The following is a 26,118-nucleotide window of genomic DNA, read 5'->3' as shown; positions in this document are numbered from 1 at the left end:
CCCTGTGCGGGTACGTTTTGCCACCATGGGTTCTGTGTACGGAAAAGTCGTCTTCATCACCGGTGGTGCTGCGGGGGTCGGGGCCGAGGTGGCCCGCCGGTTGCACCGGAAGGGCGCCAAGCTGGTACTTACCGACGTCGACGCGGCAGCGCTGGACGCCACCGCCGCCACGCTCGGTGACGATGTCCTGACCGTGGTCGCCGACGTGCGCGACCTGTCGTCCATGCAGGCGGCGGCCGACGCGGCCGTCGAGCGGTTCGGCGGTATCGACGTGGTGATGGCGAACGCCGGCATCGCCACCTACGGCTCGGTGCTGCAGGTCGACCCCGAGGCCTTCAAGCGGCTGCTCGACATCAACGTGCTCGGGGTGTTCCACACCGTGCGCGCCACGCTGCCGTCGGTCATCGAGCGTCGCGGCTACGTGCTGATCGTGTCGTCGCTGGCGGCGTACACCGCGGCCCCGGGTCTGGCGCCGTACAACGCCTCCAAGGCGGCCGTCGAGCACTTCGCCAACGCGCTGCGTCTCGAGGTCGGCTACCGCGGCGTCGACGTCGGATCGGCGCACATGTCCTGGATCGACACCGCCATGGTTCGCGATTCCAAGTCCGACCTGTCGACGTTCGCCGAGATGTTGACGAAGCTGCCGTGGCCCATCAGCAAGACGACGTCGGTCGACAAGTGCGGCGAGGCCTTCGTCGCCGGTATCGAGGGACGCAAGACCCGGGTGAACTGCCCCGGCTGGGTCGGCGGGCTGCGCTGGCTGCGGCCGCTGCTGGCGACGCGCATCGGTGAGGTGCCGGTGGCCAAGTTCGTGCCCGATCTGCTGCCCCGGATGGACGCCGAGGTCGCCGCCCTGGGCCGCTCGTCCAGCGCTCACGCCGAGCAACTCGACAAGGGATGACCGTGCGGGTCGGCGTCGTATACCTCTGCCTGGCCGCCATGTTGCTGTCGGCCACCGGCTGCTCCGGCCGCGAGTCGCCGGGACCCTCGGCGCCGCAGCCCCCGACGCCCGAGCAGGTGCGGGCCATCGCGAAATCCGCTTACACGTACGGGTTTCCGATGGTCGACACCTATCGGGTGCAGTACTCGTACTTCGCCGACAAGGCCGGGCCGGAGTACAAGGGTGCCTGGAACCAGATCCACAACACCGCGCGGGTCTACACGCCGGAGGACAAGGCGATCCAGACGCCCAACTCGGACACCCCGTACTCCTTCCTGGGTGCCGATCTGCGCGCCGAGCCGCTGGTGCTGAGCGTCCCGGCGGTCGACGCGGGCCGCTACTACTCGCTGCAGTTCATCGACGGCTACACCTACAACATCGCCTACGTGGGCAGCCGCGCCACCGGCAACGGCGCCGGCAATTATCTGCTCGCCGGACCGAACTGGCATGGTGCGACGCCGCCGGGCATCGAGCGGGTGATCCGCAGCTCCACCGAGCTGGCGTTCGTGCTGTACCGCACCCAGCTGTTCGGGCCGGCCGACATCGAGAACGTCAAGAAGATTCAGGCCGGCTACCAGGTGACGCCGCTGTCGGGCTTCCTGAAGCAGCCGCCGCCACCGCCCGCACCGCCCATCGACTTCGTCGCGCCGCTGTCGGCGCAAGATGAGCGCACGTCACCGAAATTCTTCGAAATCCTCAACTTCGCAATGAAGTTCGCGCCGGCGCAGCCCGCCGAGGAGGTCATGCGGCAGCGCTTCGCCACCATCGGCATCGGACCCGACGGCACCTTCCGCGCCGACAAGCTGACGCCCGAGAACCGCAAGGCCGTCGAGGCCGGGATGGCCGACGCCTGGGCCGCGTTCGAGACGTTCAAAAAGGACAAGCTCGACACCGGTGAGGTGACGTCGGCCCAATTGTTCGGTACTGCAAGCGATCTCAAGGGCAACTACCTGTACCGGATGGCCGCGGCGGTGCTCGGCATCTACGGCAACACCGCGGCCGAGGCCATCTATCCGATGTTCTCGAACGACAGCACCGGCGCGCCGCTGACCGGTGCCAACAACTACACGCTGCGGTTCGCCCCCGGGCAGCTGCCGCCGGTCAACGCCTTCTGGTCGGCGACGGTCTACGAGATGCCACAGAGTCTGCTGGTGTCCAACCCCATCAACCGGTACCTGATCAACTCGGCCATGCTGCCCACCCTGATCAAGGACCCCGACGGCGCCATCACACTGAACCTGCAGAACAAGTCACCGGGACCCGCACGCGAAGCCAACTGGCTGCCCACCCCGGCCGGGCCGTTCTCGGTCGCGATGCGGCTGTACTGGCCCAAACCCGAAGCGCTCGACGGTACCTGGAAGGCCCCCAAGCCAATTCGGGCTTAGAACCTCGCCGAGTGGCCATCTATTGCACGCATTTGCCCGATTTGCGTGTTATGAATGGCCGCTCGGCGGGCTAACGACCTCTGCGCTTGAGGTACCGCTCGAACTCCGCGGCCAACGCGTCGCCGTCGATCTTGCCGAGCGCCTCGTTCATGTCGACCTCGGCGTCGCCGCGTTCCTCGAGCGACTGCACGTATTCGGCGATCTCCTCGTCGTCGGCCGTCATCTCGGTGACCGACAGCTCCCACTCCTCGGCCTGCGCCGGCAGGTCGCCGAGTGGCACCTCGACGTCGAGGGCGTCCTCGACGCGACGCAGCAGCGCGACGGTGGCCTTGGGGCACGGGGGCGCTGACACGTAGTGCGGCACCGCCGCCCAGAACGTGACGGCCGGGATGCCGGCCTGCACGCACGCGTCCTGGAAAACCCCGGCGATGCCGGTCGGTCCCTCGTAGCGGGTCTCCTCGAGCCCGAAGAACTTGGCCGAATCGGCTGAGTACGCCGCACCGGACACCGGCACCGGGCGGGTGTGCGGGGTGTCGGCGAGCAGCGCACCCAGGATGACGACGGTGTGCACGTTGAGCTTGTCCAGGATCGCCAGCAGCTCGGCGCAGAAGGTGCGCCACCGCATGTTCGGCTCGACGCCGTGCATCAGCACCACGTCTCGATCCGAACCCGGCGGGCGGCAGTGCGAGATGCTCATCGACGGCCACACCAGCTCGCGCGTGACGCCGTCCACCTGGCGGATCACTGGACGATTCACCTGGTAGTCGTAGTAGCTCTCATCGTCGATCTCGACGAGGGTCCGGGCCTCCCACATGGCATCGAGGTGCTCGAGGGCGTCACTGGCGGCGTCCCCCGCGTCATTCCACCCCTCGAACGCCGCGACGACGACGGCATCGTGCAGTTCGGGCAGGTCAAGTCCCTGGAGGAGGGGCCGGTCGGCGGGGCTCACAACGCCAGCGTAAGCCCTTATCGGCGCCTGCGAGCGCTACCCCGGGGCGGGTCGGGCCGGCAAACCGGTTTGGTAGTCCGGCCTAGCATGTTGATGTGACTGCACTGGACAAACAACTGTCCAACGTGGGCGTCCGAACGTCTGTCAGCTGACGACGTAGACTCTTTGGCGTCGAGAGGCGTTGCAACGGAATCCGGTCGGCCCGGTATCCGCCACGCTCGGCAGAGTTAAGGACGCCTTCCGCAATGGAAGGAACGCATGTGACTGCCGCCCCGGTGAAGACTTTCGTGCCGAACATCCGCCCCGACTGCACCGACGAACTCACGGCTGCGCTGGGGCAGCGGATCATGGTCATCGACGGCGCCATGGGCACGGCGATCCAGCGGGACCGGCCCGACGAGGCCGGCTACCGCGGCGAGCGCTTCAAGGACTGGCCGAGTGACCTCATCGGCAACAACGACCTGCTCACCTTGACGCAGCCGCAGATCATCGAAGGCATCCACCGCGAGTACCTCGAAGCCGGCGCGGACATCCTGGAGACCAATACGTTCAACGCGAACGCGGTCTCGCTCGCCGACTACGGCATGGAGGCGTTCGCCTACGAGCTGAACTACGCCGGCGCTGCCCTCGCTCGTGAAGCTGCCGACGAATTCAGTACCCCGGAGAAGCCGCGCTACGTCGCCGGCGCGCTGGGCCCGACGACGCGCACCGCGTCGATCTCGCCCGACGTCAACGATCCGGGTGCGCGCAACGTCTCGTACGACCAGCTGGTCACCGCCTACCTGGAGGCTGCCAACGGCCTGGTCGACGGCGGCTCCGACATTCTCATCATCGAGACGATCTTCGACTCGCTGAACGCCAAGGCCGCGGTGTTCGCCGTCGAGACGCTCTTCGAGCAGCGCGGTCGCCGCTGGCCGTTGATCATCTCGGGCACCATCACCGACGCATCCGGACGAACTTTGTCCGGTCAGGTCACCGAGGCGTTCTGGAATGCGATCCGGCACGCCAGGCCCCTCGCCGTCGGCCTCAACTGCGCCCTGGGCGCGCCCGAGATGAGGCCGTACATCGCCGAGGTGGCGCGGATCGCGGACACGTTCGTCTCCTGCTACCCGAATGCGGGTCTGCCCAACGCCTTTGGCGAGTACGACGAGTCGCCGGAGCGTCAGGCAGGCTACATCGAGGAGTTCGCCGAGGCAGGCCTGGTCAACCTGGTGGGCGGTTGCTGCGGCACGGCGCCGCCGCACATCGCCGAGATCGCCAGGGTCGTGGAGGGCAAGGCGCCCCGCGAGCTGCCGGAGATTCCCGTGGCCACGCGGCTGTCGGGCCTGGAGCCGCTCAACATCACCGAAGACTCGCTGTTCGTGAACATCGGTGAGCGCACCAACATCACCGGCTCCGCGCGGTTCCGCAACCTCATCAAGGCCGAGGACTACGACACCGCCCTGTCGGTCGCCTTGCAGCAGGTCGAGGTCGGTGCGCAGGTCATCGACATCAATATGGACGAGGGCATGATCGACGGCATCGCCGCGATGGACCGGTTCACCAAGCTGATCGCGGCCGAACCGGACATCAGCCGTGTTCCCGTGATGATCGACTCCTCCAAGTGGGAGGTCATCGAGGCGGGCCTGAAGAACGTGCAGGGCAAGCCGATCGTCAACTCGATCTCCATGAAGGAGGGCGAGGAGAAATTCATCCGCGAGGCCCGGCTGTGCCGCAAGTACGGCGCCGCTGTCGTCGTGATGGCCTTCGACGAGCAGGGCCAGGCCGACAATCTGGAGCGCCGCAAGGAGATCTGCGGGCGCGCGTACCGGATCCTGACCGAAGAGGTCGGCTTCCCGGCCGAGGACATCATCTTCGACCCGAACTGCTTCGCGTTGGCGACGGGTATCGAGGAGCACGCGACCTACGGCATCGACTTCATCGAGGCGTGCGCCTGGATCAAGGAGAACCTGCCCGGCGTGCACATCTCCGGCGGCATCTCGAACGTGTCGTTCTCGTTCCGCGGCAACAACCCCGTCCGCGAAGCCATTCACGCGGTGTTCCTGTTTCACGCCATCAAGGCCGGCTTGGACATGGGCATCGTCAACGCCGGTGCGCTGGTGCCGTATGACTCGATCGACCCCGAGCTGCGGGACCGCATCGAGGACGTCGTCCTCAACCGTCGCGAGGACGCCGCCGAGCGGCTGCTGGAGATCGCCGAACGGTTCAACAAGTCGGAGAAGACCGAGGACCCCAAGGCGGCGGAGTGGCGCAGCCTGCCGGTCCGCGAGCGGATCACGCACGCGCTGGTCAAGGGCATCGACGCGGACGTCGACGCCGACACCGAGGAACTGCGCGCCGAAATCTCCGCCGCGGGAGGTCGCCCGATCGAGGTGATCGAGGGCCCGCTCATGGACGGCATGAACGTCGTCGGCGATCTGTTCGGCGCGGGCAAGATGTTCCTGCCGCAGGTCGTGAAGTCGGCCCGCGTGATGAAGAAGGCCGTCGCCTACCTGCTGCCGTACATCGAGGCGGAGAAGCAGCCGGGTGACGCCGAGACGACCAACGGCACCATCGTGATGGCGACCGTGAAGGGCGACGTCCACGACATCGGCAAGAACATCGTCGGGGTCGTCCTGCAGTGCAACAACTACACCGTGGTCGACCTCGGTGTGATGGTGCCTGCCCAGAAGATCCTGGACGCCGCCAAGGAGCACAAGGCCGACATCATCGGGCTGTCCGGCCTGATCACCCCGTCCCTCGACGAGATGGTCAACTTCGCCGTCGAGATGGAACGCGAAGGTCTGGAGATCCCGCTGCTGATCGGTGGCGCCACCACGTCGCGTGCCCATACGGCCGTGAAGATTTCACCGCGCCGCAGCGGCCCGGTGGTCTGGGTCAAGGACGCGTCCCGCTCGGTGCCGGTGGCAGCCGCACTGCTCGACGACAAGCAGCGTCCCGCTCTGATGGAGGCCACCGAGAAGGACTACGCGGCCCTGCGCGAACGGCACGCCCAGAAGCACGAGCGGCCGATGCTCACGCTGGAGAAAGCCCGCGCCAACCGGACGCCGATCGAGTGGGACGGCTACACGCCGCCGGTGCCCGCCCAGGGCGTCGGCGTTCGGGAGTTTCTCGACTACGACCTGGCCGAACTGCGCGAGTACATCGACTGGCAGCCGTTCTTCAACGCCTGGGAGATGAAGGGCAAGTTCCCCGACATCCTCAACAACCCGGCGTCGGGCGAGGCCGCGCGCAAGTTGTACGACGATGCCCAGGAGATGCTCGACACCCTGATCAAGGAGAAGTGGCTGCGCGCCAACGGCGTGATCGGTTTCTTCCCGGCGAACGCGGTCGGCGACGACATCCAGGTCTACACCGACGAGTCGCGGTCCGAGGTGCTCACCACGCTGCACAACCTGCGTCAGCAGGGCGAGCACCGTGCCGGCATCCCGAACAAGTCGTTGGGTGACTTCGTCGCCCCCCGGGAAACCGGGCACCGGGACTACGTCGGTGCCTTCGCGGTCACCGCCGGGCTCGGCAGCCAGGACAAGATCATGGAGTTCAAGGCCGCCATCGACGACTACAGCGCCATCCTGCTGGAGTCCATCGCCGACCGGTTGGCCGAGGCATTCGCCGAACGGATGCACCAGCGGGTCCGCGAGGAGTTCTGGGGATACCAGCCCGACGAGCAACTGGACAACGAGGCGCTCATCGGGGAGAAGTACGTCGGCATCCGGCCGGCGCCCGGCTATCCGGCCTGCCCCGAGCACACGGAGAAGGCGACGCTCTGGGAGCTGATGGACGTCCAGGAACGGACCGGCATCGAGCTGACCGAGTCGATGGCGATGTGGCCCGGCGCGGCCGTCAGCGGGTGGTACTTCTCGCACCCGCAGTCGCAGTACTTCGTGGTCGGCAGGCTGGCCCAGGACCAGGTCGCCGACTACGCACGACGTAAAGGTTGGACGCTGAAAGAAGCCGAGCGCTGGCTGGCACCCAACCTCGGCTACAACCCGGAGGACTGATACCCATCTCCCGCCCCAGCTTCGCCCGCCTAACGCTCAAAGCTGTGCTCTTCGATATGGACGGCACGCTCGTCGACTCCGAAAAGCTGTGGGACGTCGCGATGCACGCCTTCTACGCCCAAAAGGGCGGGGTGCTGACCGACGCGGTGCGGGAGACGACGGTCGGTGGCTCGGCGGAGAACGTCATGCGCATCGTGTACGACGACCTCGGCCTGGACCCGACCCCGGAATCCATGGCCGAGTCCGCGGACTGGCTGCATGACTACACCGGTGAGCTGTTCGAGCAGGGGCTGCCCTGGCGGCCCGGTGCGCAGGAGTTGTTGGAAACGTTGGCGGCCAGTGAGATTCCGCTGGCGCTCGTGACCAACACCCGGCGCACGCTGACCGAGCAGGCGCTGAAAACCATTGGTAGTCACTACTTTACGGTCACCGTCTGCGGTGACGAGGTGCCCGACGGTAAGCCGCATCCGGCTCCGTACCAGCGCGCTGCCGAACTGCTGGGGGTCGCGCCGCGGGACTGCCTGGCGATCGAGGATTCGGTGACCGGTGCGCAGTCGGCGGATGCCGCGGGCTGCGTCGTGCTGGTGGTGCCCAACGACGTCGCAGTGCCCGACGGGCCACGCCGCCGGCACATCGAAACGCTGGCCGGGCTCGGGGTCGCCGACCTTCGTGACATCTATACCGAAATGTGTTCGTAGCCGCTAGTTCTGGTCCGGTAGTGGGGTCTGCTGTGCGATCGTTGACGCACACCACGCAGCGCTGCGAAAGGACGTCCGATGTCCCATGGTCCGATCGGTGACGACACATCGGCGATCTTCGATGACGAGGAGTTCGACTCCGGCCGCAGTGCCGTGCGCATCGCGTCGGTAGCGGCGCTGGGCGGTTTGCTCTTCGGCTACGACAGTGCCGTCATCAACGGTGCGGTGAAGTCGATTCAGCAGTACTTCGACATCGGCGACCAGGCCTTGGGCATTGCGGTCGCCTCGGCGCTGCTCGGTGCGGCAGTGGGCGCCATGACGGCCGGGCGGCTGGCGGACCGCGTCGGTCGACTTACCGTGATGAAGCTGGCCGCGCTGCTGTTCTTTGTCAGCGCAATCGGAGCCGGTGTGGCGACCAGCATCGAGATACTGGTCGCGTTCCGCATTGTCGGTGGCCTTGGCGTGGGCATCGCGTCGGTGATCGCGCCGGCCTACATCGCCGAAACATCGCCGACGAGCATCCGTGGTCGGCTGGGGTCCCTGCAGCAACTGGCCATCGTCAGCGGCATCTTCCTGTCGCTGGCGGTCGACGCGCTGCTGGCGCACTTGGCCGGCGGCGCGAGCAGCGTGCTCTGGCTGGGTCTCGAGGCTTGGCGCTGGATGTTCATCCTGATGGCCATCCCCGCCGTGGTGTACGGCCTGCTGGCCTTCACGATTCCCGAATCGCCGCGTTATCTCGTTGCCACACATCGGATTCCGGAAGCCCGCAAGGTGCTCACCATGTTGCTGGGGGAGAAGAATCTGGAGATCACCATCGATCGCATCCAGCAGACGCTCGAGTCCGAGTCGAAGCCCAGCTGGCGCGACATGTGCAAGCCCGGCGGCGGACCCTTGAGTCTTTACGGCATCGTCTGGGTCGGTCTGGCGCTGTCGGTGTTCCAGCAGTTCGTGGGCATCAACGTGATCTTCTACTACTCGAACGTGCTGTGGGAGGCCGTAGGTTTCGACGAGAGCTCGTCGTTCGTCATCACCGTCATCACGTCGGTGGTGAACATCTTGACGACGGTCGTCGCGATCATGCTGATCGACAAGGTCGGTCGCAAACCACTGCTGCTCATCGGCTCGGCCGGGATGACGCTGACGCTGGCCACCATGGCGGTCATCTTCGGCACCGCCCCGCAGGTGAACGGGGTGCCGCAGTTGGGTGGCGTCGAAGGGCCCGTCGCCCTGATCGCCGCCAACCTGTTCGTGGTGGCGTTCGGTATGTCGTGGGGGCCGGTGGTGTGGGTGCTGCTGGGGGAGATGTTCCCCAACCGCATCCGTGCCGCGGCGCTGGGTCTGGCAGCGGCCGGCCAGTGGGTCGCCAACTGGGCGATCACTGTCAGCTTCCCTGAACTGCGCAGCACGCTCGGCGTCGCCTACGGCTTCTACGCGCTGTGTGCTCTGCTGTCGCTGGTCTTCGTCGCCAAGTGGGTTCGCGAGACCAAAGGCGTTGCGCTGGAAGATATGCACGCCGAGTTGCTGGCAAAGTGAAGTCGCCGCGTGGCTTGCGCGCTGAAATGACTGACTGAGCCCGGTCTCGAGTCCGGTGAATATCCGTCAGATGGCTGATGCCATCAGTATTGACGTAAGAGACAATTATCGGCGGTGAGCGTTGGTGCTGCCGTGGTCCTGACGCTCCTTCACGGAAGGAGTGCGCAATGGTCAACGCCCGGTCGCGCTGTGCCGCTCGTCTCAACGTCGCTGGTGCGGTTGGCAGCGCCGGCGTCGTGGTGCTCAGTTTTGTCGGCGTGTCTCCTCCGGGGCATGGGGCCGCGGTGGACGTCAGCGCCGTGCGGCTTGCGGCGGCGAGTGCGCCGCTGTCGGCGCAATGGGCCGCGCTGGACCAATTCATCACCACGGCTGCGCAATTGGGAGCCCGTGTGGCAGTGGTACCGGCCAGTGGGCCGTCCGTCGGCGGACAGCCTGGCAAACCGATGCCGCTCGCCGCGACGTCCACCGCGCCGATCGGACCCGCACCGCTTGCGGCCGCGCCGACGCCGTTGGCGGGGATCCCGATCATCTCCGATATCGGCTCGGCGATCTCGTCGGCCTTCTGGTCGTTCGTCGGGCCGCTCGTCAACAACGCCGTCGTGGGTCCGTTCGTCCTGTTCGGCGCGATCTTCTTCGGCATCTTCGTGGTGGCGCCGATCATGTACGTCGTCCAGACGGTGCAGCAGTTCTTCGCGCCCTTGCTCGGCCTGCTGCCTGTCGCGGCGGGTCCGGCCGCCGCGAAAACCGATGCGCCCACTGCGGCCGTGCCAGGCCCCACCGCAATTGCGGCAGACGCGGCGCCCGCCGGTCCCGACGTGGTGAACGCCCCCATCAAGGCGCCCCGGGGGTTCACGCCGAAGAACCAGAAACCGGCGGCCTCGACGTTCACCGTCGCCGCAGCCGTTGACGGGGCAGCCGTCGATGGCGCGGGCGTTGACGGGGCGGGCGTCGGCGGGACGGACATCGGCAAGGCGAAGGGGCGTCCGGCCCCGAATCAGCTGAACGCTCCCGACGTCCAGGTTGGTGGCGGCGGCAAGACCGGCACTGGCAAGTCCGACCCTGGAAAGTCTGCCCCTGGAAAGTCGTTGTCGCACAGCAAGAAGTCTTCGCATGATGGCTCGTCGGGCAACAGCGGCCGGCCGGGCAAGGGAAACAAGGGCGGCTCCTAGCCACTGGTCGCCGTTGCCACGCATGCGACATCGGCGACTCGCCTCACCTCACGTCGCGTCACCAGCGGGTGATTCGCCTCGGCTCGTGCGGCACTGCCCTCGCGGCGTGGGGTGGCGTGGCGTGGGGTGCCGATTAGCGTCCGGGACTGTCACTTTCACCGTCGCCATCCCCTTCCTGCTCGTCTGGATACAAGGTCGGGTGGTGATATTCGTTGGTCCTTGGCTGGCCGACGTCGAGTAGTGGTGGTGGGGTCCAGTGGGTGCGGCCGTCGGGGCCCGTGGTGGTGGTCCAGCCGCCGGTGTCGGCGGCGCGGTTGTCGGGGCCGCAGGCCAGGGTGAGGTTGGTGATGTCGGTGGCTCCGCCGTGTTTCCACGGGGTCAGGTGGTGGGCTTGGCTGCGGGATGCGGGGGCGGTGCAGTTGGGGCGGGTGCATCCCAGGTGGGCGGCGAACAACGCGAGGCGTTGTCCGGGCGTGGCGGTGCGGCGGGCCCGGGCCAGATACAGCGGAATACTGCTGTGCTGGTCGAACACCGTCAGATAGTGGTGCGCACCTTGACCGGCCATGCGGATCAGGTCCCGGATCGGCAGCTTCGTCCCGGTATGGGTGATGGCGACTCCGGCACCCCGTTGCAGGTCGGCCACCGTCGCGGTCGCCACCACGGTGACGGGTAGGCCGTTGTGTTCGCCGAGCATGCCGGTCGTCAGGATCATGCGGCCGACCATTTTGTAGGCATCGTGCCGGCGCTGCGCAGCGGTCCTGGTGTCGCTGGCGATCTGTTCCTGGGTGGGTGTGCCCGACAGGCAGGGCTGCGGGTCGGCGGGGTTGCACATGCCGGGTGCGGCCCATTTTTCGTTGATCGCGTCCCAGTAGGCGCGGGTTTCGGCGTCGATGGTGCCGTTCACCTCGCTGGTGCCGTCGGCGCGTTGCTTGCCCTGGTTGATGCCGCGCTTCGGGTCGGGTTCGTCATCGTCGGGTTCTGGCCCGTCCGGATCGAGTGCGTCCATCAGCTTTTTTGCCGCAACGCGTAGTTCTTCGGGGGTTTGGTGCCGTGCCCCGGTCACCAACGATTGTTCGCACTGGGTGGTGGTGGTCAAGTCGACCCACATCGGCAGGTTGGCCAGCAGGTTGGCGATGACCTCGATGTGCTCGGGGTTGAGGTCACCGGCAGTCTGGGCCGCGGCGACGTCCTCCCACCGTGGTGGCAAAGCCTCCCCGGTCAGTCCGGTGCGGGGGCCCAGGTGTTCGCCGTGGCGGACCCGGGAGCTTGTCAAGATTTTTGTGTATGAGTGGCGGTCATTTAGTAGATGTAGGGCTCTAGTCGGTCTGGGTAGTTAAGGACGAGGGCGGCCAGTGCGTGTTTCCAGCCGACGACGATGGCGCCTTCGACGAGGCGGTCTGTCCGTTTGTTGTCGCGAGGTGCCAGTCGCTCGCGCTGACGGACGCGTTCTCGGGCCCGTTTGTCCTCGATGTTGCAGATCGCCAGCCACAAAAGCTTCACTGCCGCTTGATCGTTGGGGAAATGCCCACGGTTCTTGATGATCTTGCGGAGTTGGTAGTTCAGCGATTCGATCGCGTTGGTGGTGTAGATGATTTTGCGGACCGCGGGTGGGAACGCCAGAAACGGGGTGAACCGTTCCCAGGCCGATTCCCAGGCCCGAACTGCGGTGGGATACTTCTGCCCCCACGCTGAGCCGGCGAACTCGTGCAAAGCGGTTTCAGCAGCATCGATGGTGGGTGCGGTGTAAATGCCACGCAGTGCGGCGGCCACTGGTTTGCGATCGCCGTAGGCGACAAAACGCATCGAGGCCCGGATCAGATGCACGGTGCACGTTTGAACAATGGTCTGCGGCCACGTCGCGGCGATCGCGTCACCGAAACCGGTCAACCCGTCCACACAGGCGATGAGCACATCCTTGACGCCACGATTGGCCAGTTCAGCGCATACACCGGCCCAAAACTTCGCCCCCTCGGTGGGCTGAACCCAAATCCCCAGGACATGGCGGATACCGTCGATATCGATGCCAACGGCGATGTGAGCAGCTTTATTGCGGACCTGGTTGCCGTCGCGGATTTTGATCACCAAGGCGTCCAGATAGACGATCGGATACATCGGGTCTAGCGGTCGGTGTTGCCATTCGAGGACCTCCTCGAGCACCGAATCGGTGATCTTGCTGATCGTTTCCCGCGAGATCTCGGTCCCGATCGTGGTGGCTAGGTGATGTTCGATATCGCGGATGGTCATGCCGCCGGCGTAGAGACTGATGATCATCGAATCCAGTCCGCCCACGCGCCGCGACCCTTTGGGGACCAGCATCGGGATGAAGCTGCCGTCGCGATCACGCGGGATCGCCAGCGTCACATCACCAACCTCACTGGCCACTGTCTTGGCGCTAAAACCGTTGCGGGAGTTGGGTAACACCCGACCGACGGGATCTCCCTTGTCATAGCCCAGATGGCTGGACAGCTCGGTCTGCAGGCCTCGCTCGAGGACCGCTTTGACCATCTCCTGCAGAAAGCCACCCTCGCCGGTCAACTGCAGCTCACCGGCGTCGATCTTGGCCAGTACCTCATCGAAACCGCCCGCGGCCTTCAACTCCTCGAACGCCTGCCGGCCCGAAACCAACCGGTCCGCATCATCATCGTCTTCGCCGTCAGCGGCCTGACTGTCCTGCCGAACAACCATGGACATCATCGTGCTCCATCTGGCTCATGCAGCTCCTACACAAACCATCTGACAGGTCCGGACCCGGCGGCGGGCATCGTTGCTGGAGATATGCAGCCGGATCCGCAGCACGTCGGCCCAGTTTTTCCCGCCAATGTTGTTCGGGGTGGTTTGGGCTCGCAGACCGGCCAGCAGGGCATGGTCGGCGACCGGGAACCGGCGCATCAACTTCTCGCGGCGGGAGAGCAGTTCGAGTTGGTCGGCGACTGACAGGCTGCTGTAGTCGAAGGTGTTGAGCTCGGTGATCACATCCTCGGCCGCGTCGTAGGCGGCGAAGATGGTGGCCCGATCACTTCCCATGTGTCGAACATTAGTTCGATGCGCCGACAAGTCGCTGTGACGAATGTGGCCTCAGTTGCCTATCGTGACCAGCGCAAACAAAGTGACCAAAGTTTTTTCGAGACTGGGTGTGCAGCCACTGGAGCGCCCCAGGTAGCCACATGCACAGCCGACGTCCGCAGCGTGAAACAATTGCAGCCCGTGAAGACCTTCGATGCGCTATTCGCCGAGCTCAGTGAGCGAGCGCAGACCCGGCCGGCCGGCAGCGGCACCGTCGCAGCGTTGGACGCCGGGGTGCATCACCTGGGCAAGAAGATCATCGAAGAGGCCGGCGAAGTGTGGATCGCCGCCGAATACGAGAGCGACGACGAGCTGGCCGGCGAGATCAGCCAGCTCCTGTACTGGACGCAGGTGCTGATGATCAAGCGCGGCCTTACCCTCGACGACGTGTACGGCAAGCTGTGAACACCGCGACGAATGAGACCAACGGCATGCTCCGCGTCGCCGTCCCGAACAAGGGCGCGCTCAGCGAGTCGGCCGCCCACATCCTGTCCGAGGCCGGATACCGCCGCCGCACCGATCCCAAGGACCTGACGGTCGTCGACCCGGTCAACAAGGTCGAGTTCTTCTTCCTGCGGCCCAAGGACATTGCGATCTATGTGGGGTCCGGGCAGCTGGACTTCGGCATCACCGGCCGCGACCTGGCCGCTGAGTCGATGGCGCCCGTCAGTGAGCGGCTGGCGCTGGGCTTCGGCTCGTCGACGTTCCGGTACGCCGCGCCTGCCGGGCGGGACTGGTCGGTGGCCGACCTCGCCGGCAAGCGCGTCGCCAGTGCCTACCCGAACCTGGTGCGGAAAGACCTGGCCGACAAGGGGATTGAGGCCACGGTGATCCGCCTCGACGGCGCCGTGGAGATCTCGATCCAGCTCGGCGTGGCCGACGCGATCGCCGACGTCGTCGGCTCCGGTCGGACCTTGGCGCTGCACAATCTGGTGGCCTTCGGCGAATCGCTGTGCGATTCGGAGGGCGTGCTGATCGAGCGTGCCGATGCGGCGCCCGATCAAGCCCGCGACCAGCTCGCGGCTCGGATCCAGGGTGTGGTCTTCGGGCAGCAGTACCTGATGCTCGACTACGACTGCCCCCGCACCGTTTTGGAGCAGGCGACGGCAATCACGCCGGGTCTCGAATCACCGACCATCGCGCCGTTGGCGGATGCCGACTGGGTGGCCGTGCGCGCCCTGGTGCCGCGCCGGGAGGTCAACGCGATCATGGACGAGCTGACGGCCATTGGTGCCAAGGCAATCCTCGCTTCCGATATTCGGTTCTGTCGCTTCTGACCCGTGCCGGTGTTAGCGTCCCCGTAGGTTCGACAACCTGCACTTCCGACTGGAGGGTCACGTGACGCAAGCGCTGGTTCTGTTGTTCGCCTTACTCATCGGTGTGGTTGCGGGCCTGCGGGCCCTCACTCCGCCTGCGGTGGTGGCCTGGGGCGCCAAGCTCGGCTGGTTACCGCTGGCAGGTACCTGGGCCGAATGGGTCGGCCACCCGATCACCGTGACGGTGCTGACCATCCTGCTGGTGGTCGAGTTGATCACCGATCAGCTGCCCAAGACTCCGGCGCGGACAGTGCCGGCGCAGTTCGGGGCCCGGTTGCTCACCGGTGCGTTCGCCGGCGCGGTTATCGGTGCCGGTTGGCACCACACGTTCATCGGCATGGGCGGCGGAATGATCGGCGCGGTGATCGGTACCTTGGCGGGCTTCCACGCTCGTCGAATCCTGGTGGCGCGCAACGGCGGAAAGGACCTGCCGGTGGCGCTCGCCGAGGACGTGCTCGCGGTCGGAGGCGGTTTCGCGGTAGCCGCCTTCGCTCTGAGCGCGATCGGTCCCTATGTCGTCTGAGGCCACCGCGTTCGACGCCATCATCGTCGGCGCGGGACAGGCCGGACCGCCGCTGGCCGGCAGGCTGGTCGACGCCGGCCGGACCGTTGCCGTCGTGGAGCGCAAGCTCGTCGGCGGCACCTGCGTGAACTACGGCTGTATCCCGACCAAGACATTGGTCGCCAGTGCCTACGCCGCACACCTGGCCCGCCGCGGTGCCGAATACGGCATCGGCACCGGCGAAGTCACCGTCGATATGGCAAAAGTCAAGGGCCGCAAGGACGGCATCGTCACCGCGGACCGCGACGGCGTCGAAAGCTGGCTCGAAGGCATGGACGGCTGCACGCTGCTGCGCGGACACGCCCGGTTCATCGACCCCCACACGCTCCAGGTCGGTGACCAACGGATCACGGGCAAGCAGATCTTCCTCAACACCGGTGGCCGCGCGACGGCCCCGGACATCCCCGGTCTGGCCGGCGTCGACTACCTCACCAACGTCGGCATCCTCGAACTCGACACCGTGCCAGAGCATCTGGTGATCATCGGCGGCAGCTACATCGGCCTCGAGTTCGCGCAGATGTTCCGCCGGTTCGGCGCCGAGGTCACCGTCGTCGAACGCGGGCCACGGCTGGCTTCCCGCGAAGACGACGATGTCTGCGTCGCCATCAAGGACATCCTGGAGCGCGAGGGCATCACCATCCATTTGGGCGCCGGCGATATTCGCGTTGCCAAAGACGGTGACGGGGTGTCGGTCAGCACCGGCAGCGCTGTCGTATCGGGCTCACACCTGCTGGTCGCTGTCGGCCGGGTGCCCAACACCGACGATCTGGGGCTCGAAAAGGCCGGGGTGGCAACCGACTCCAGGGGATACATCACCGTCGACGACCAGCTGCGCACCACCGTCGACCACATCTGGGCCATGGGTGACTGCAACGGGAAGGGCGCATTCACCCACACGTCGTACAACGACTTCGAGATCGTCGCGGCCAACCTGCTGGACAACGAACCGCGCCGGGTCAGTGACCGCATCCCCACCTACGCGCTGTACATCGACCCGCCGCTGGGGCGGGCCGGCATGACCGAGGCCCAGGTTCGGGCGTCTGGGCGAAAAGCGTTGGTGGGTAAGCGTCCGATGACCCGCGTCGGCCGGGCGGTCGAAAAAGGGGAGACCCAGGGTTTCATGAAGGTCGTGGTCGACGCCGAGACCAACCAGATTCTCGGCGCGGCCATCCTCGGCGTCGGCGGCGACGAGGTGGTGCACTGCATCCTCGATCTGATGTCCGCCAAGGCGCCGTACACCACCATGACGCACACCGTGCACATCCACCCGACCGTTGCCGAGTTGGTGCCCACGATGCTCGAAGGGCTCAGGCCCCTGCAGTAACGGGCTCCGTATCAGCCTGTGCGACAGCGCGTCCGGCGACCAGTTGGCGGGTGACCTCGGCGACCCGCCGGCCAAGGTGCTCGCAGGTCGCGACGTCAGAGGGGTGCACCTCGTCGGGATTCGCATCGACGTCGGTCGCCGCGGCGGCTCCCAGCCAGAAGCCCAATCGGTTCAGTTCGCCCTCGCTCGCGCTGGAATGATTCCAGCCCGGACCCAGACCCAGATTGACCCAGTGCATGTGATGCTGGGCGGCGAAAACCGACAGCGAGACAAGCGCATTGAGCTTGTCGCCGCTCTTGGAGCCCGAATTGGTGAAGCCCGCCGCCACCTTGTCGCGCCAGGTGCCTTGCTGGCACCGGCGGCCCGTCTGCTCGGCGAACGTCTGAAACGCCGCCGACACGTTGCCCATGTAGGTGGCGGTGCCGAAGATGATCGCGTCGGCCGCGTCGAGGGTTTGCCATTCGTCTTCGCTGACATCACCCAACCGGATCGGGGTGACGGCCGCGCCCGCGGACCGAGCTCCGGCGGCCACTGCCTCGGCGAGGAACGCGGTGTGGCCGAACCCCGACTGGTAGGCGACGACTACCGACGGGGCGTCGTGAAAGGTGTTGTCCGACATCAATTTCTCCTAGACGGGTGGAATGGTGGGTGGGGCGTCGAGTGGGCTGTGGCCGGCGATCTCGGCGTATCGCTCCAGCCAGCCGGGTAGAGGAGTGCCGTCGAGCAGCGCCTGCAGGCGGTCGAGGAAAGCCTGTGTGCCGGGCCGGAATCCGTTGGCGTTGGGCACTCCCAGGCCGCGATGGGTCATCCGGAGTAGGGTGCCGGTGCCGTCAGCGGTGAGTTCGTAGCGGACCACGCCGGGTTCGACGATCTGCTGGTGCCATTCGTGCTCGAACACGTGCGGCGGATCCCAGACCAGGATGCGCCCGGTCATGCGCTTCAGGTCTGGTGGCACCGGTGGACCGGAGGCGACCGTTTCGATCGATCCGCCCTCGCGGCCGTCGATGGCGGTCTTGCCCATCCAGATGTCGCGATGCGCGGGCTCGGTGATTGCCGCCCATACCCGTTCGACGGGGTGCCGCAGTCGACGCTCGAATGTCAGCGTTGCGCGGTCGCCGTCGATCGTGACGACGCCCTCGAGTTCATCGGTTGCCATGTTCCTCCTCGAATGTCGAATCCAGATGACGCTCAAGGGCGTCCAGATGGTTGGTCCAGTAGCGGCGGTAGCGGTCGATCCACTGGTCCATCTCGACCAGGCCGTCGGCGCGCAGCGCGTAGATGCGTCGTTGGGCATCGGGCCGGACCTCGACCAGCCCCACCTCGCGCAACACTCGGAGGTGACGGGAGACCGTGGGCTGGGTCAGGCCCGGGAGGGTGGCGACCAGTTCACCGGCCGTGCACTCGCCCTCGGCGAGTACGTCGAGCAGAGCACGCCGGTTCGGTTCGGCGACCGCTTCGAAGACGTCCATGAAGCCAGTATGCCTAGGTGTCTATATAGATGCAAGTAAATATAAATGGGCCGGCGGGATTTCTGCCTGCGTCTCGCTATCTACGGTCCGATGCGGATGGGGCCGTGGCTCCACAGCCCACTGCGGGTAGCGGTGCCGAGGTCGAGATGCGCTTCGGGTGCATCAGCGATGGGTGTGAATCGGCGCAGCGATCCCCAGTCTCGGCCCCAGTCGCGCGAGAGGTACGTGGGCATCACGTGGGCGCGCAACAGCAGGTCTGTGATTCCCAATGGGCCGCCGTTTTCGCCGGATTGCCAGGTGTCGGGCATTTCGATCTTGGCAGGGTAGTCCGGGGAGATGCGGTAGGTGGGGACCTGTGTGACGCCGTTGGCGTGCAGCATGGGCTGCTGGCAGGGAAACACCAAGCCTACGGCCCAGTCCAGCAAGATCGGCTGCGTCGAGCCCAAATACTCTTGGAGCGAACGCAATTCGGGCGCGCGGGGCGGGGTGACGGCCACCCAGTCGCCGACGTCCAGTGAGTCGTCTTCGGCAATCACTCGGACGTATTGGGCGTCGGAGGGAATCTGGGTTCGGGGGAAACGTAGGTTGCGCCACGCTGGTTGTGGGCCGATGTCGTAGGGCGTGAGTCGGCCTTGGGCGGTGGGTGTGCCGTCGGGGCCGGGGGTGCCGTATTCCAGCGCGACAGTTTGGGCTGCAGTGTGGCCGGACAGGACGCTGTTGCCGGTGATGGTGCCGGCGGCGGTGATGACCACCAGCGGGTGGGCGACATCGACGGCGGGGAGTCGATACCACGCGGAGGCGAGCCTGCTGACGCGTTGAGCACCGTCGGTGAAACTGCCGGCGATCGGCACTCGGGCGGGGTCCAGACCGTAGGGCAAAACGACGCTGGAGCCGTTCGCTCCGGGTGCGTCCAGGGCGGTGGGAGCATCCCAGTCGTAGTCGGTTCCTGATTTGGGGTGGGCCTGCCAAATCGACTCTGCGAGTGTGTGTTCGGGTACACCATTCGGATCGAAGCCGATCGGATCGGCTCCGCCCAACGGGCCCAAAGGCCCGTAGCGCCCGGCTTCAGGCGTGAGGAATCCGGCGTTGGCGTCAGGTTCGACGAGGACGTCGTCGGCCAGGCCGCAGCCGCCGGCGAGCTCGCGCACGTTGGCCCAGCCATTGGAGTAGCTCGGGTATTCCTTGATCGCTCCGGTCAGCATCGACCCGACGCACACCAGCACCATGGCCCCGGCCGCAATCGGTACCGGTGCGCCGGTCAGCAGCTGGGTGATGGGGGATTCGTGGCGGGCGGGCGGGGTCAGGTGGAGCCACCCCGCGTAGCCGGCGGCCAGCAGGCACAGCGCAAACAGGACAGCGCTGACGGTGACGGGTCCCCAGTGGGGGCTGCTGTCGTTGAACGGCACGCCGTAGCTGGAGACGTACCAAAACCCGTTGGTGGAGGCGAAACACAGAGCCAGGACGAAGAGCACGACCGACAGGAACGCCATCCGGTTGCGCGGGGAACGCAGCACCGTCGGGCCGAGCAGCACGGTGGCCACCGCCGCCATCGCGGCACCGACGGCGGCGAACAGGCCGAAGTGGTGAATCCATTTCGTCGGGGCGAAAGTCAGCAGGAACAAGGTCGCGAAGATGACACCGATCAGCCGCCACACGGGGCCGGTGGCAACCCCGGGAATTCGTTTGCGGCGCAACAGCAACAGCATCGAGGGAAAGACGCACGCCATGGTCATCAAGATTCCGAAGCGGCGCGACAGGGCGGCGTCGGTGGTCGGCAAGATGAGGTAGAAATACCGGAGGTTCTCGGTGTACCAGGGCTGGGCGGGTCCGATGGCGGTCCGCACCGCGGTTGCCTCGCCCACCGCAGCCAGGGTCTGGTCCGCGAAAACGACTGTCAGCACGACGAAACCGGCTGCGGCCAGCGGCAACAACACCGGCGCGAACCCGACCGTTCGTGCGCGGCCGACGATGATGCGCACGATGGGACGTCCGCCGGCCAGCAAGACTGCGGCCGCGATGATCCCGGTGGGCTGGATGCCCAAGGTGAAAGCAGCCACCACGATCGCCAGTCCGACCGGCGTGAGGCGGCGGGTGATGATCGCCCGTTCCACCAGAACGTAGGTGATCAGGGCGCCGGTGGCGATCTGTCCTTCGGGACGCAATCCGTTGTTGAAGGGCATCCACGCCGCGATGAACACCAAGGCCGCGGCCCACGCGGCCGCAGGGCTTGTGGCCACGGCGGGACCGAGTCGGGGGAGCACCTCTCGGGACAGCAGCAGCCAGCACACCAGCGCACAGATCAAGTCCGGCAGACGTAGCCACAAGCTGGCGTGACTGATGTGCGTCATTGCGGCGATCAGGTCGTAGTACCAGCCGAACGGGTCCTCGGGGCTGCCGAACCAGCGGAAGTAGTTGGCCATGTACCCGGCGTGGCTGGCCGTGTTGGACATGCCGAATTGGTAGCCGTCGTCGGAGGATCCCGCGCCGGCGACGTACCAGAACACGGACACCGCGATCACCGTGGCGTCCACGGCGGTGAAGGCTCGCCACCGGGTGGGTATGAGACGCCGGGTGCGACGTCCATCGAGGCGATCGAGGCGCCACAACGCCAGTAGCGCAACGATTGTGCCCGTAACGCCGGCCGCCATCGCCGCCGCCTTCAACGGCGAGGGAGAGCTGGTGAATCGGGTGTCGATCGTTGCCGAGGAGGTGAGCCCGGGTGGGGCGGGGCCGGTCAGGTCGGTGAACACTCCAACGATCTGGGGCCGCAGGTTCGGATCAGCGAAGCCGCTGCGTAGTTGTGTGCCGGTGTCGGGGTCGGTCAGGCCGCTGATCGAGGCGAAGGTGCCTGCCGTCGACGACGAGAGCTGCAGTTGCTGACATTGCGGGGCGCTCAAGCGACTGCGCGGCACACTGAGAATGACGATGTTACGCGCGACCACATCGACGCGCTGTGCGGTAGCGGTGACGAAGAGCCCATTGAGCATCGCTTGCTTACCTGCCGCGGGCGCCGTCCCCAGAACCAGTCCGCCTGAGGCTGGCATATCGCGAATCAGACTGCACGGCACCGATGCTGTCAGCGACATCGGCGTCAACGAGACCAGCGGCGCGGTGACATTGCCCAGCTGCCCAGCTTGCGGCCAGTTCAGCGTCGCGGTGGTTTGGACAACCGGCAACACCGGGATCAGAACGCTCGCAACGACTCCCACCAGGCCGGCGAGGATCGCGACCCATCTGGTGGTACGCACCGGCCGACCGGCACCGGCCGTTGACGTATCAGCCTGGGCGTCGGTCGCTGAATCGGCTTCATCGCGAACCAAGCTCACCGAGCGCCCCCCGCCCTCGTGTTCAACCGCACCTCACCATCAGTATCCGAAGCAACTGTTACAGTCAAGCGTGCCGCGTCCGTTCGACCATGCGAAACGCGAAGAGCTATTGGCCTGCGCCGGTGCCATTTTGGCGCGCACCGGTGTGGTCGATACCTCCATGCGCGAGCTCGCCGCCGAGATGGGAACGAGCGCCCGCATGCTGGTGTACTACTTCGGCACCAAGGAAAAGCTCATGCTCGAGGTCTTGCACCGTCAGCAGCGCGCGGCGATACCGGAAACCGACGAGCTCGACTTGCCGGATTCCATCACTGCACATCGGCAATGGTGTTTCGAGGACTGGTACGAGTGCACGCGCGGAGAACGCCGCGACAGCCTCCGGGTCGTGCTGCAAATCTTCGGCGCGGCATGCGGGCTCGACAGCCCATACCGCGAATACACCTGGGACACCTTGTCTTTGCTGACCCGCAACTCCAAAGCGCGCCTCCTCTCGCTCGGAATGCCCGATCACGTCGCAGAAACCCGCTCACGCATCGCGCTGGCCACCTTCCAGGGCTTGATCATCGAGTTCTTCACCGCCCCCGACCCCGCCTTCGTCGACGACACCTTCGCCAGATTCGTCGACGAATTCCTGCTTGCACCGTTCAGCACTGATCCACGGAAGTCGGAGTGATCCGGTTGCGGGCCACCCGTCAAAGGTGTTGTGCACCAGTTCATTCAGCTAGAAGGTGAACCGGTAGGAAGTGTGCGTGCGGATGGCTTTTCCGGCGCTCTCGGCGGCAGGCTGAACGTGGGCTCGGTGTTACGGTGTCGTGGTGCGCCACGCAATCTTCATGCCGCCGTTCGGTGAGTTGGCCGACCCTCAAGCCATCGTCGACATCGCGATCGCGGCCGAAGATGTGCGTGCGCTGCCCGACTCGGCGCAGCAGGTGCGCATCCCGTTGTGGTTCGGCACCGCACGTCACAGCGGCAAGCCCATCGAACGTGCCGCCCGCCATGACGGCATATTTCCGCTCACCGGCGACGCATCGACGGTTGCCCAGATCGCCAACACCATTGACGAATTGCGCGGCAGCCGTGAAGGTTTCGATATCGCCGTCAAGACTCGCCCGGGCACCGATGCGGCTGAGTTCGCCCGCGCCGGCGCGACCTGGGCAATGCACGCCTTTTGGCCTGGCGACGCCGCCGATCAGGTACTGCGAGTGATAACGGCCGGCCGCCCGAGCGGACGAGTTGCTACGTCTTCGTCATCCGAGGTGCTCGTGATGATCGGCGGCTGAAACCGTCGGCCGGGCAGCGCAATGACACCGGCCGCAGCCGCGGCGTAGCACAGCGCGGCGACAATCGCGCAGGCCGTGGTGATGCCGCTGAGAAACGAATGTTGCACGGCTGTAAGGAGTTCGGGGTTCGGACTCGCGATACCGAACGCGGTCGGCACAGAGTCGCCGGCTTCACCGGCTTTCCCGGTGGCCGCGAATGCGCTGCCCGCGAGGCGAGCGCTGAAGACCGAGGAGAACAGCGAACCGACGATGGCTACGCCGAGCGTCGACCCGAGTTCGCGCGTGGCGTCGTTGACCGCTGAGCCGACACCAGCCCGGGCCGCTGGCAGTACCAGCATGATGGATTCGGTTGCGGGAGTGGAGATCAGCCCAATGCCCAGGCCCATGAGCAGCATCTGAGCAACGATCGTGGTCCAGTAGGGCGTGTCGGTGTCGATGCTGCCGGCGATCCACCCCATCGCGCTGCCAAAGGAGGTCAGTCCGCTGACCACCACGGCGCGGGTGCCGATGCGTGGTGCGAGCAGGCCGCCGAGGATGGAGCCGGCCGCGATGGATCCTGCGACGGGCAAGATGCGAGTACCGGTCGAAAGCGGGCTGAATCCGCGGAGCACCTGGAAGTACTGGGTGATGAGGAAGATGAAGCCAGAGAGCGAGAAGAACGCCACGGCAACAGATGCGCTGGCCGCGCTGAATCTCCGGTCGGTGAACAGCCTGACGTCGAGCATCGGGTGCTCAGCCGCTTGCTCGATGGTTACGAATGCCAGGGCCAGGGCTGCGGCGGCCACGAAGCCGAACAGCGTCGCGGAGCTGTGCCAGCCTCGGGTGGGGGCTTCGATGATGGTGTAGACGAGGACGCCGAGGAGCGCGGTCGAGGTGATCAGTCCGCGGATGTCGAGTGAGGGCACGCCCGGGTCGCGTGATTCCGGCACCAGGATGACTGCGAGAGCTGCTGCCAGCAGCGCCAACGGGATGAGTGCCCAGAAGACGCTGCTCCATGAAAAGTGTTCGAGCAGAAGGCCTCCGGTCACGGGTCCAGCGGCGACGCCGACGCCGACGATCGCACCCCAACCGCCGAGAGCGGCGGCGCGTTGCCGGCGATCGGAGAAGGCGTTGGTGATGATCGACAGGGTGGTGGGGAAGATCAGCGCAGCAAATATTCCCATGCCGAATCTCGCCGCGATCAGTGCTCCGGTGGTGGTGGCGAGCGCGCCGATTCCGCTGGTGGCAGCGAAGCCGAGCAGCCCGACCAGCAGGGCAGGTCTGCGCCCGTAGCGGTCCGACAGGCTGCCTGCTGCCAAGACGAGGGCCGCGAAGGTCAGGGTGTAGCCGTCGACAACCCATTGCAGGCCACGGGTATCGGCGTGGAGTTGGGTCGCGATGCTGGGGAGTGCGACATTGACGATCGTCACGTCGAGGTTGATGGCAAGCGCGGCGACATAGACGGCGGCCAGAATGCCCGCCTTGCGGCGCGGATCCTTCTGGCGGACAGGCGGGTCCGCGACCATCACGACCTCGGCGACGTGTGCCAATCGCGGATCGCTGCCGCGAATTGCTCGGGTGCGTCGGAGGGGACGTAGTGGCCGGCGCCTTCGACGACCACGGTCCGAGGGTCGGCGAAGGTCTGCTGCCATCGCCGCAGTTCCTTGTCGCCGAACGCGAAGTCGGCATCACCCCAGATGATCAATGTCGGCAGTGCCGCGATGTCTGGAAGACCGGCTGCAACCTCCGCGAGAAACTTTCTGCTTGAGGTGATTTCGCGGGGAAAGACCGCGGAACCTTCCCGTCGTGCAGGGTTGTCGAGGGCGTGCTTGTAGTGGGCCATCTGCGCTGCGGTCGGCTTGGTCAACCGGTGCCCGACGGGAATCATGAGGTTGACGAAGAGGTTGAGCTGCCGAATCACCAGGCGTCCAAGTGGGCTGCCCATCACCAGCGACATGACCTGAATCATTGGGTCGCTGACCGGCCAGGCCCAGGTGTTGGTCAGCACCAACCGATTGAAGACTTCGGGGCGCTTCTGTACCGCCGCCAAGCCGATTGGGCCGCCCCAGTCGTGGGCCACCAGTGTGACCTCGCTCAGCTCGAGTGCGTCCACGAATCTACTGACCACCAGGGCGTGTTCAGCGGGCAGATATCGGTAGCCCGGTGCCGAATGCGACAGCCCGAATCCTGGGTAGTCCACTGCGACACAACGAAATTCGTTCCGCAGGGATGAGATGACCTGGCTGTAGTCGAACGACCAGGTCGGGTTGCCGTGCAGAAACAGCAGCGTGGGGCCCGAACCTTCATCGATGTGGTGGATGTGGTGTCCGTCGATGTCGATGAATCGGCTCTCGAACGGATACAACTCGTCGTCGACCCAAACCGGCCTGTCCGCGACTGTCATAGCCACCCTCCGTTCGATGGTTGATATAATCAGTTGCACTTTAAATTAGCAAGTAGGTGATGATGAGTCGAGACTACGGCCAGTACTGCGGACTCGCCCGGGCACTGGATGTGGTGGGTGACCGGTGGAATTTGCTGATCGTCCGCCAGCTCTTGATCGGCCCGGCGCGCTTCGGCGAGCTGCGAGAGGGGCTGGTAGGGATCGCGACGAATCTGCTGACCGACCGGCTTCGGGACCTCGAAGCCGCGGGTGTCGTTGCGCGGCGCCTGTCCGACGAGGCCAACGCAATCACATACACCCTCACTGACTGGGGTGCACAGCTGCGCGAGCCGATCAATGCCCTGATCCGCTGGTCGACGCCGCTGATGATCCGCGGTCCCGAAGGGGATGTCTTCCGCGCTGACGGGCTCCTCGTGGCTCTTCCCGCCCTGTTTGTGGGCCGGGTGCCGGGTGATCAGACGACCGCAGTGGGAATCGTCGTCGACGGTGTCACCATCCAGCTGTGCGCCACGAAGTCCGGCATCGACGTGGGCTGGCCCGACGGGTGCAAGCTCGAGGCCGTGCTGACGGCCGAGGCTCAGATCATTCTCGGGCTCGCGGCGGGCTTGTTGTCGCTTGACGACATCGCCCCGCTCGTCGACATCAGTGGTGACCTTGCGGCATTGCGAGTTTTCTTCGACGCGCCCGTGTCCTCTATCGACGTCGCGAAGTGACCCTCGT

Annotated in this window: 23 protein-coding genes; 13 read left to right on the top strand and 10 right to left on the bottom strand. The window is 65.9% G+C overall.

Features of this window, described 5'->3' with window-relative positions:
* Window positions 1–25: 25 nt before the first annotated feature.
* Both ACNO8X_RS20690 and ACNO8X_RS20685 read left to right on the top strand, forming a co-directional pair.
* Window positions 26–901 (top strand): SDR family oxidoreductase, encoded by an 876-nt coding sequence (locus ACNO8X_RS20690; protein WP_418002506.1) that lies wholly within the window; start codon window positions 26–28, stop codon window positions 899–901.
* Window positions 898–2,325, top strand: coding sequence for a DUF1254 domain-containing protein (locus ACNO8X_RS20685; RefSeq protein WP_418002505.1), 1,428 nt, complete (start codon window positions 898–900; stop codon window positions 2,323–2,325). Before ACNO8X_RS20690 ends, ACNO8X_RS20685 begins: the two co-directional genes overlap by 4 nt.
* A 70-nt stretch (window positions 2,326–2,395) precedes the next feature.
* On the opposite strand, the gene ACNO8X_RS20680 is transcribed toward ACNO8X_RS20685, so the two are convergent.
* Entirely contained in the window at window positions 2,396–3,274 is an 879-nt protein-coding gene (locus ACNO8X_RS20680; RefSeq protein ID WP_043396118.1) for a PAC2 family protein, read from the bottom strand.
* Window positions 3,275–3,519: 245 nt separating this feature from the next.
* Here ACNO8X_RS20680 and metH point away from each other — a divergent pair, with 245 nt between their 5' ends.
* The 4 genes from metH to ACNO8X_RS20660 all read left to right on the top strand — a co-directional run bounded on the left by metH (window position 3,520) and on the right by ACNO8X_RS20660 (window position 10,675).
* Entirely contained in the window at window positions 3,520–7,275 is a 3,756-nt protein-coding gene (gene metH, locus ACNO8X_RS20675; RefSeq protein ID WP_418002504.1) for a methionine synthase, read from the top strand.
* 44 nt (window positions 7,276–7,319) lie between these two features.
* Entirely contained in the window at window positions 7,320–7,973 is a 654-nt protein-coding gene (locus ACNO8X_RS20670) for an HAD family hydrolase (protein WP_418002503.1), read from the top strand.
* Window positions 7,974–8,051: 78 nt separating this feature from the next.
* Window positions 8,052–9,506 carry a sugar porter family MFS transporter gene (locus ACNO8X_RS20665; RefSeq protein WP_418002502.1) on the top strand — a complete coding sequence of 485 codons (1,455 nt, stop codon included), beginning with the start codon at window positions 8,052–8,054 and terminating at the stop codon, window positions 9,504–9,506.
* A gap of 167 nt (window positions 9,507–9,673) precedes the next feature.
* Window positions 9,674–10,675, top strand: coding sequence for a hypothetical protein (locus tag ACNO8X_RS20660; protein ID WP_418002501.1), 1,002 nt, complete (start codon window positions 9,674–9,676; stop codon window positions 10,673–10,675).
* A 133-nt stretch (window positions 10,676–10,808) separates the two neighbouring features.
* On the opposite strand, the gene ACNO8X_RS20655 is transcribed toward ACNO8X_RS20660, so the two are convergent.
* Genes ACNO8X_RS20655 through ACNO8X_RS20645 form a run of 3 tightly spaced genes read right to left on the bottom strand, consistent with a single transcriptional unit; the run spans window position 10,809 to window position 13,699 of the window.
* Complete coding sequence (locus ACNO8X_RS20655) at window positions 10,809–11,948, bottom strand: DUF222 domain-containing protein (RefSeq protein WP_418002500.1); 1,140 nt, start codon at window positions 11,946–11,948, stop codon at window positions 10,809–10,811.
* Window positions 11,949–11,974: 26 nt separating this feature from the next.
* Window positions 11,975–13,360 carry an IS256 family transposase gene (locus tag ACNO8X_RS20650; RefSeq protein WP_418002018.1) on the bottom strand — a complete coding sequence of 462 codons (1,386 nt, stop codon included), beginning with the start codon at window positions 13,358–13,360 and terminating at the stop codon, window positions 11,975–11,977.
* A 24-nt stretch (window positions 13,361–13,384) separates the two neighbouring features.
* On the bottom strand, window positions 13,385–13,699 hold the full coding sequence (locus ACNO8X_RS20645) for a DUF222 domain-containing protein (protein WP_418002499.1): 315 nt from the start codon (window positions 13,697–13,699) through the stop codon (window positions 13,385–13,387).
* Between the two features lie 162 nt (window positions 13,700–13,861).
* Between ACNO8X_RS20645 and ACNO8X_RS20640 the strand changes: the two genes are divergently transcribed.
* From ACNO8X_RS20640 to ACNO8X_RS20625, 4 genes are all read left to right on the top strand, one after another.
* Window positions 13,862–14,143: a phosphoribosyl-ATP diphosphatase gene (locus ACNO8X_RS20640; RefSeq protein ID WP_043401046.1), complete on the top strand. Its 282-nt coding sequence runs from the start codon at window positions 13,862–13,864 to the stop codon at window positions 14,141–14,143.
* A 26-nt stretch (window positions 14,144–14,169) separates the two neighbouring features.
* Complete coding sequence (gene hisG, locus ACNO8X_RS20635) at window positions 14,170–15,015, top strand: ATP phosphoribosyltransferase (protein WP_418005980.1); 846 nt, start codon at window positions 14,170–14,172, stop codon at window positions 15,013–15,015.
* A 61-nt stretch (window positions 15,016–15,076) separates the two neighbouring features.
* Window positions 15,077–15,577 (top strand): DUF4126 family protein, encoded by a 501-nt coding sequence (locus ACNO8X_RS20630; RefSeq protein WP_043401051.1) that lies wholly within the window; start codon window positions 15,077–15,079, stop codon window positions 15,575–15,577.
* Window positions 15,567–16,940, top strand: coding sequence for an FAD-containing oxidoreductase (locus ACNO8X_RS20625; RefSeq protein WP_418002498.1), 1,374 nt, complete (start codon window positions 15,567–15,569; stop codon window positions 16,938–16,940). The genes ACNO8X_RS20630 and ACNO8X_RS20625 overlap by 11 nt, the downstream gene beginning before the upstream one ends.
* On the opposite strand, the gene ACNO8X_RS20620 is transcribed toward ACNO8X_RS20625, so the two are convergent.
* The 4 genes from ACNO8X_RS20620 to ACNO8X_RS20605 all read right to left on the bottom strand — a co-directional run bounded on the left by ACNO8X_RS20620 (window position 16,924) and on the right by ACNO8X_RS20605 (window position 21,735).
* Window positions 16,924–17,559, bottom strand: a complete 636-nt coding sequence (locus ACNO8X_RS20620) for a flavodoxin family protein (RefSeq protein ID WP_418002497.1) — start codon at window positions 17,557–17,559, stop codon at window positions 16,924–16,926. The genes ACNO8X_RS20625 and ACNO8X_RS20620 overlap by 17 nt on opposite strands.
* A 9-nt stretch (window positions 17,560–17,568) precedes the next feature.
* A complete protein-coding gene (locus ACNO8X_RS20615) occupies window positions 17,569–18,096 on the bottom strand; it encodes an SRPBCC family protein (RefSeq protein ID WP_418002496.1) in 528 nt (175 codons plus the stop codon).
* The gene (locus ACNO8X_RS20610; RefSeq protein WP_043400991.1) at window positions 18,083–18,409 is read right to left on the bottom strand and encodes an ArsR/SmtB family transcription factor; all 327 of its coding nucleotides are present in this window, start codon (window positions 18,407–18,409) and stop codon (window positions 18,083–18,085) included. Before ACNO8X_RS20610 ends, ACNO8X_RS20615 begins: the two co-directional genes overlap by 14 nt.
* An 80-nt stretch (window positions 18,410–18,489) precedes the next feature.
* Window positions 18,490–21,735 carry an arabinosyltransferase domain-containing protein gene (locus tag ACNO8X_RS20605; RefSeq protein WP_418002495.1) on the bottom strand — a complete coding sequence of 1,082 codons (3,246 nt, stop codon included), beginning with the start codon at window positions 21,733–21,735 and terminating at the stop codon, window positions 18,490–18,492.
* Between the two features lie 70 nt (window positions 21,736–21,805).
* Here ACNO8X_RS20605 and ACNO8X_RS20600 point away from each other — a divergent pair, with 70 nt between their 5' ends.
* Both ACNO8X_RS20600 and ACNO8X_RS20595 read left to right on the top strand, forming a co-directional pair.
* Entirely contained in the window at window positions 21,806–22,408 is a 603-nt protein-coding gene (locus ACNO8X_RS20600) for a TetR/AcrR family transcriptional regulator (protein WP_418002494.1), read from the top strand.
* A 142-nt stretch (window positions 22,409–22,550) separates the two neighbouring features.
* A complete protein-coding gene (locus ACNO8X_RS20595) occupies window positions 22,551–23,015 on the top strand; it encodes a hypothetical protein (RefSeq protein WP_418002493.1) in 465 nt (154 codons plus the stop codon).
* On the opposite strand, the gene ACNO8X_RS20590 is transcribed toward ACNO8X_RS20595, so the two are convergent.
* A complete protein-coding gene (locus ACNO8X_RS20590) occupies window positions 22,925–24,544 on the bottom strand; it encodes an MFS transporter (RefSeq protein WP_418002492.1) in 1,620 nt (539 codons plus the stop codon). The two genes, ACNO8X_RS20595 and ACNO8X_RS20590, sit on opposite strands and share 91 nt — an antisense overlap.
* Complete coding sequence (locus ACNO8X_RS20585) at window positions 24,520–25,398, bottom strand: alpha/beta fold hydrolase (RefSeq protein ID WP_418002491.1); 879 nt, start codon at window positions 25,396–25,398, stop codon at window positions 24,520–24,522. The genes ACNO8X_RS20590 and ACNO8X_RS20585 overlap by 25 nt, the downstream gene beginning before the upstream one ends.
* Window positions 25,399–25,460: 62 nt before the next feature.
* Between ACNO8X_RS20585 and ACNO8X_RS20580 the strand changes: the two genes are divergently transcribed.
* On the top strand, window positions 25,461–26,111 hold the full coding sequence (locus ACNO8X_RS20580) for a winged helix-turn-helix transcriptional regulator (protein WP_418002490.1): 651 nt from the start codon (window positions 25,461–25,463) through the stop codon (window positions 26,109–26,111).
* Window positions 26,112–26,118 lie beyond the last annotated feature (7 nt).

It is taken from the genome of Mycobacterium sp. PDNC021 (assembly GCF_048282635.1).
GTDB classification, from domain to species: domain Bacteria; phylum Actinomycetota; class Actinomycetes; order Mycobacteriales; family Mycobacteriaceae; genus Mycobacterium; species Mycobacterium llatzerense.
The sequence above is the reverse complement of the archived record's forward strand: the minus strand, read 5'-3'. Positions and strand labels throughout refer to the sequence as shown.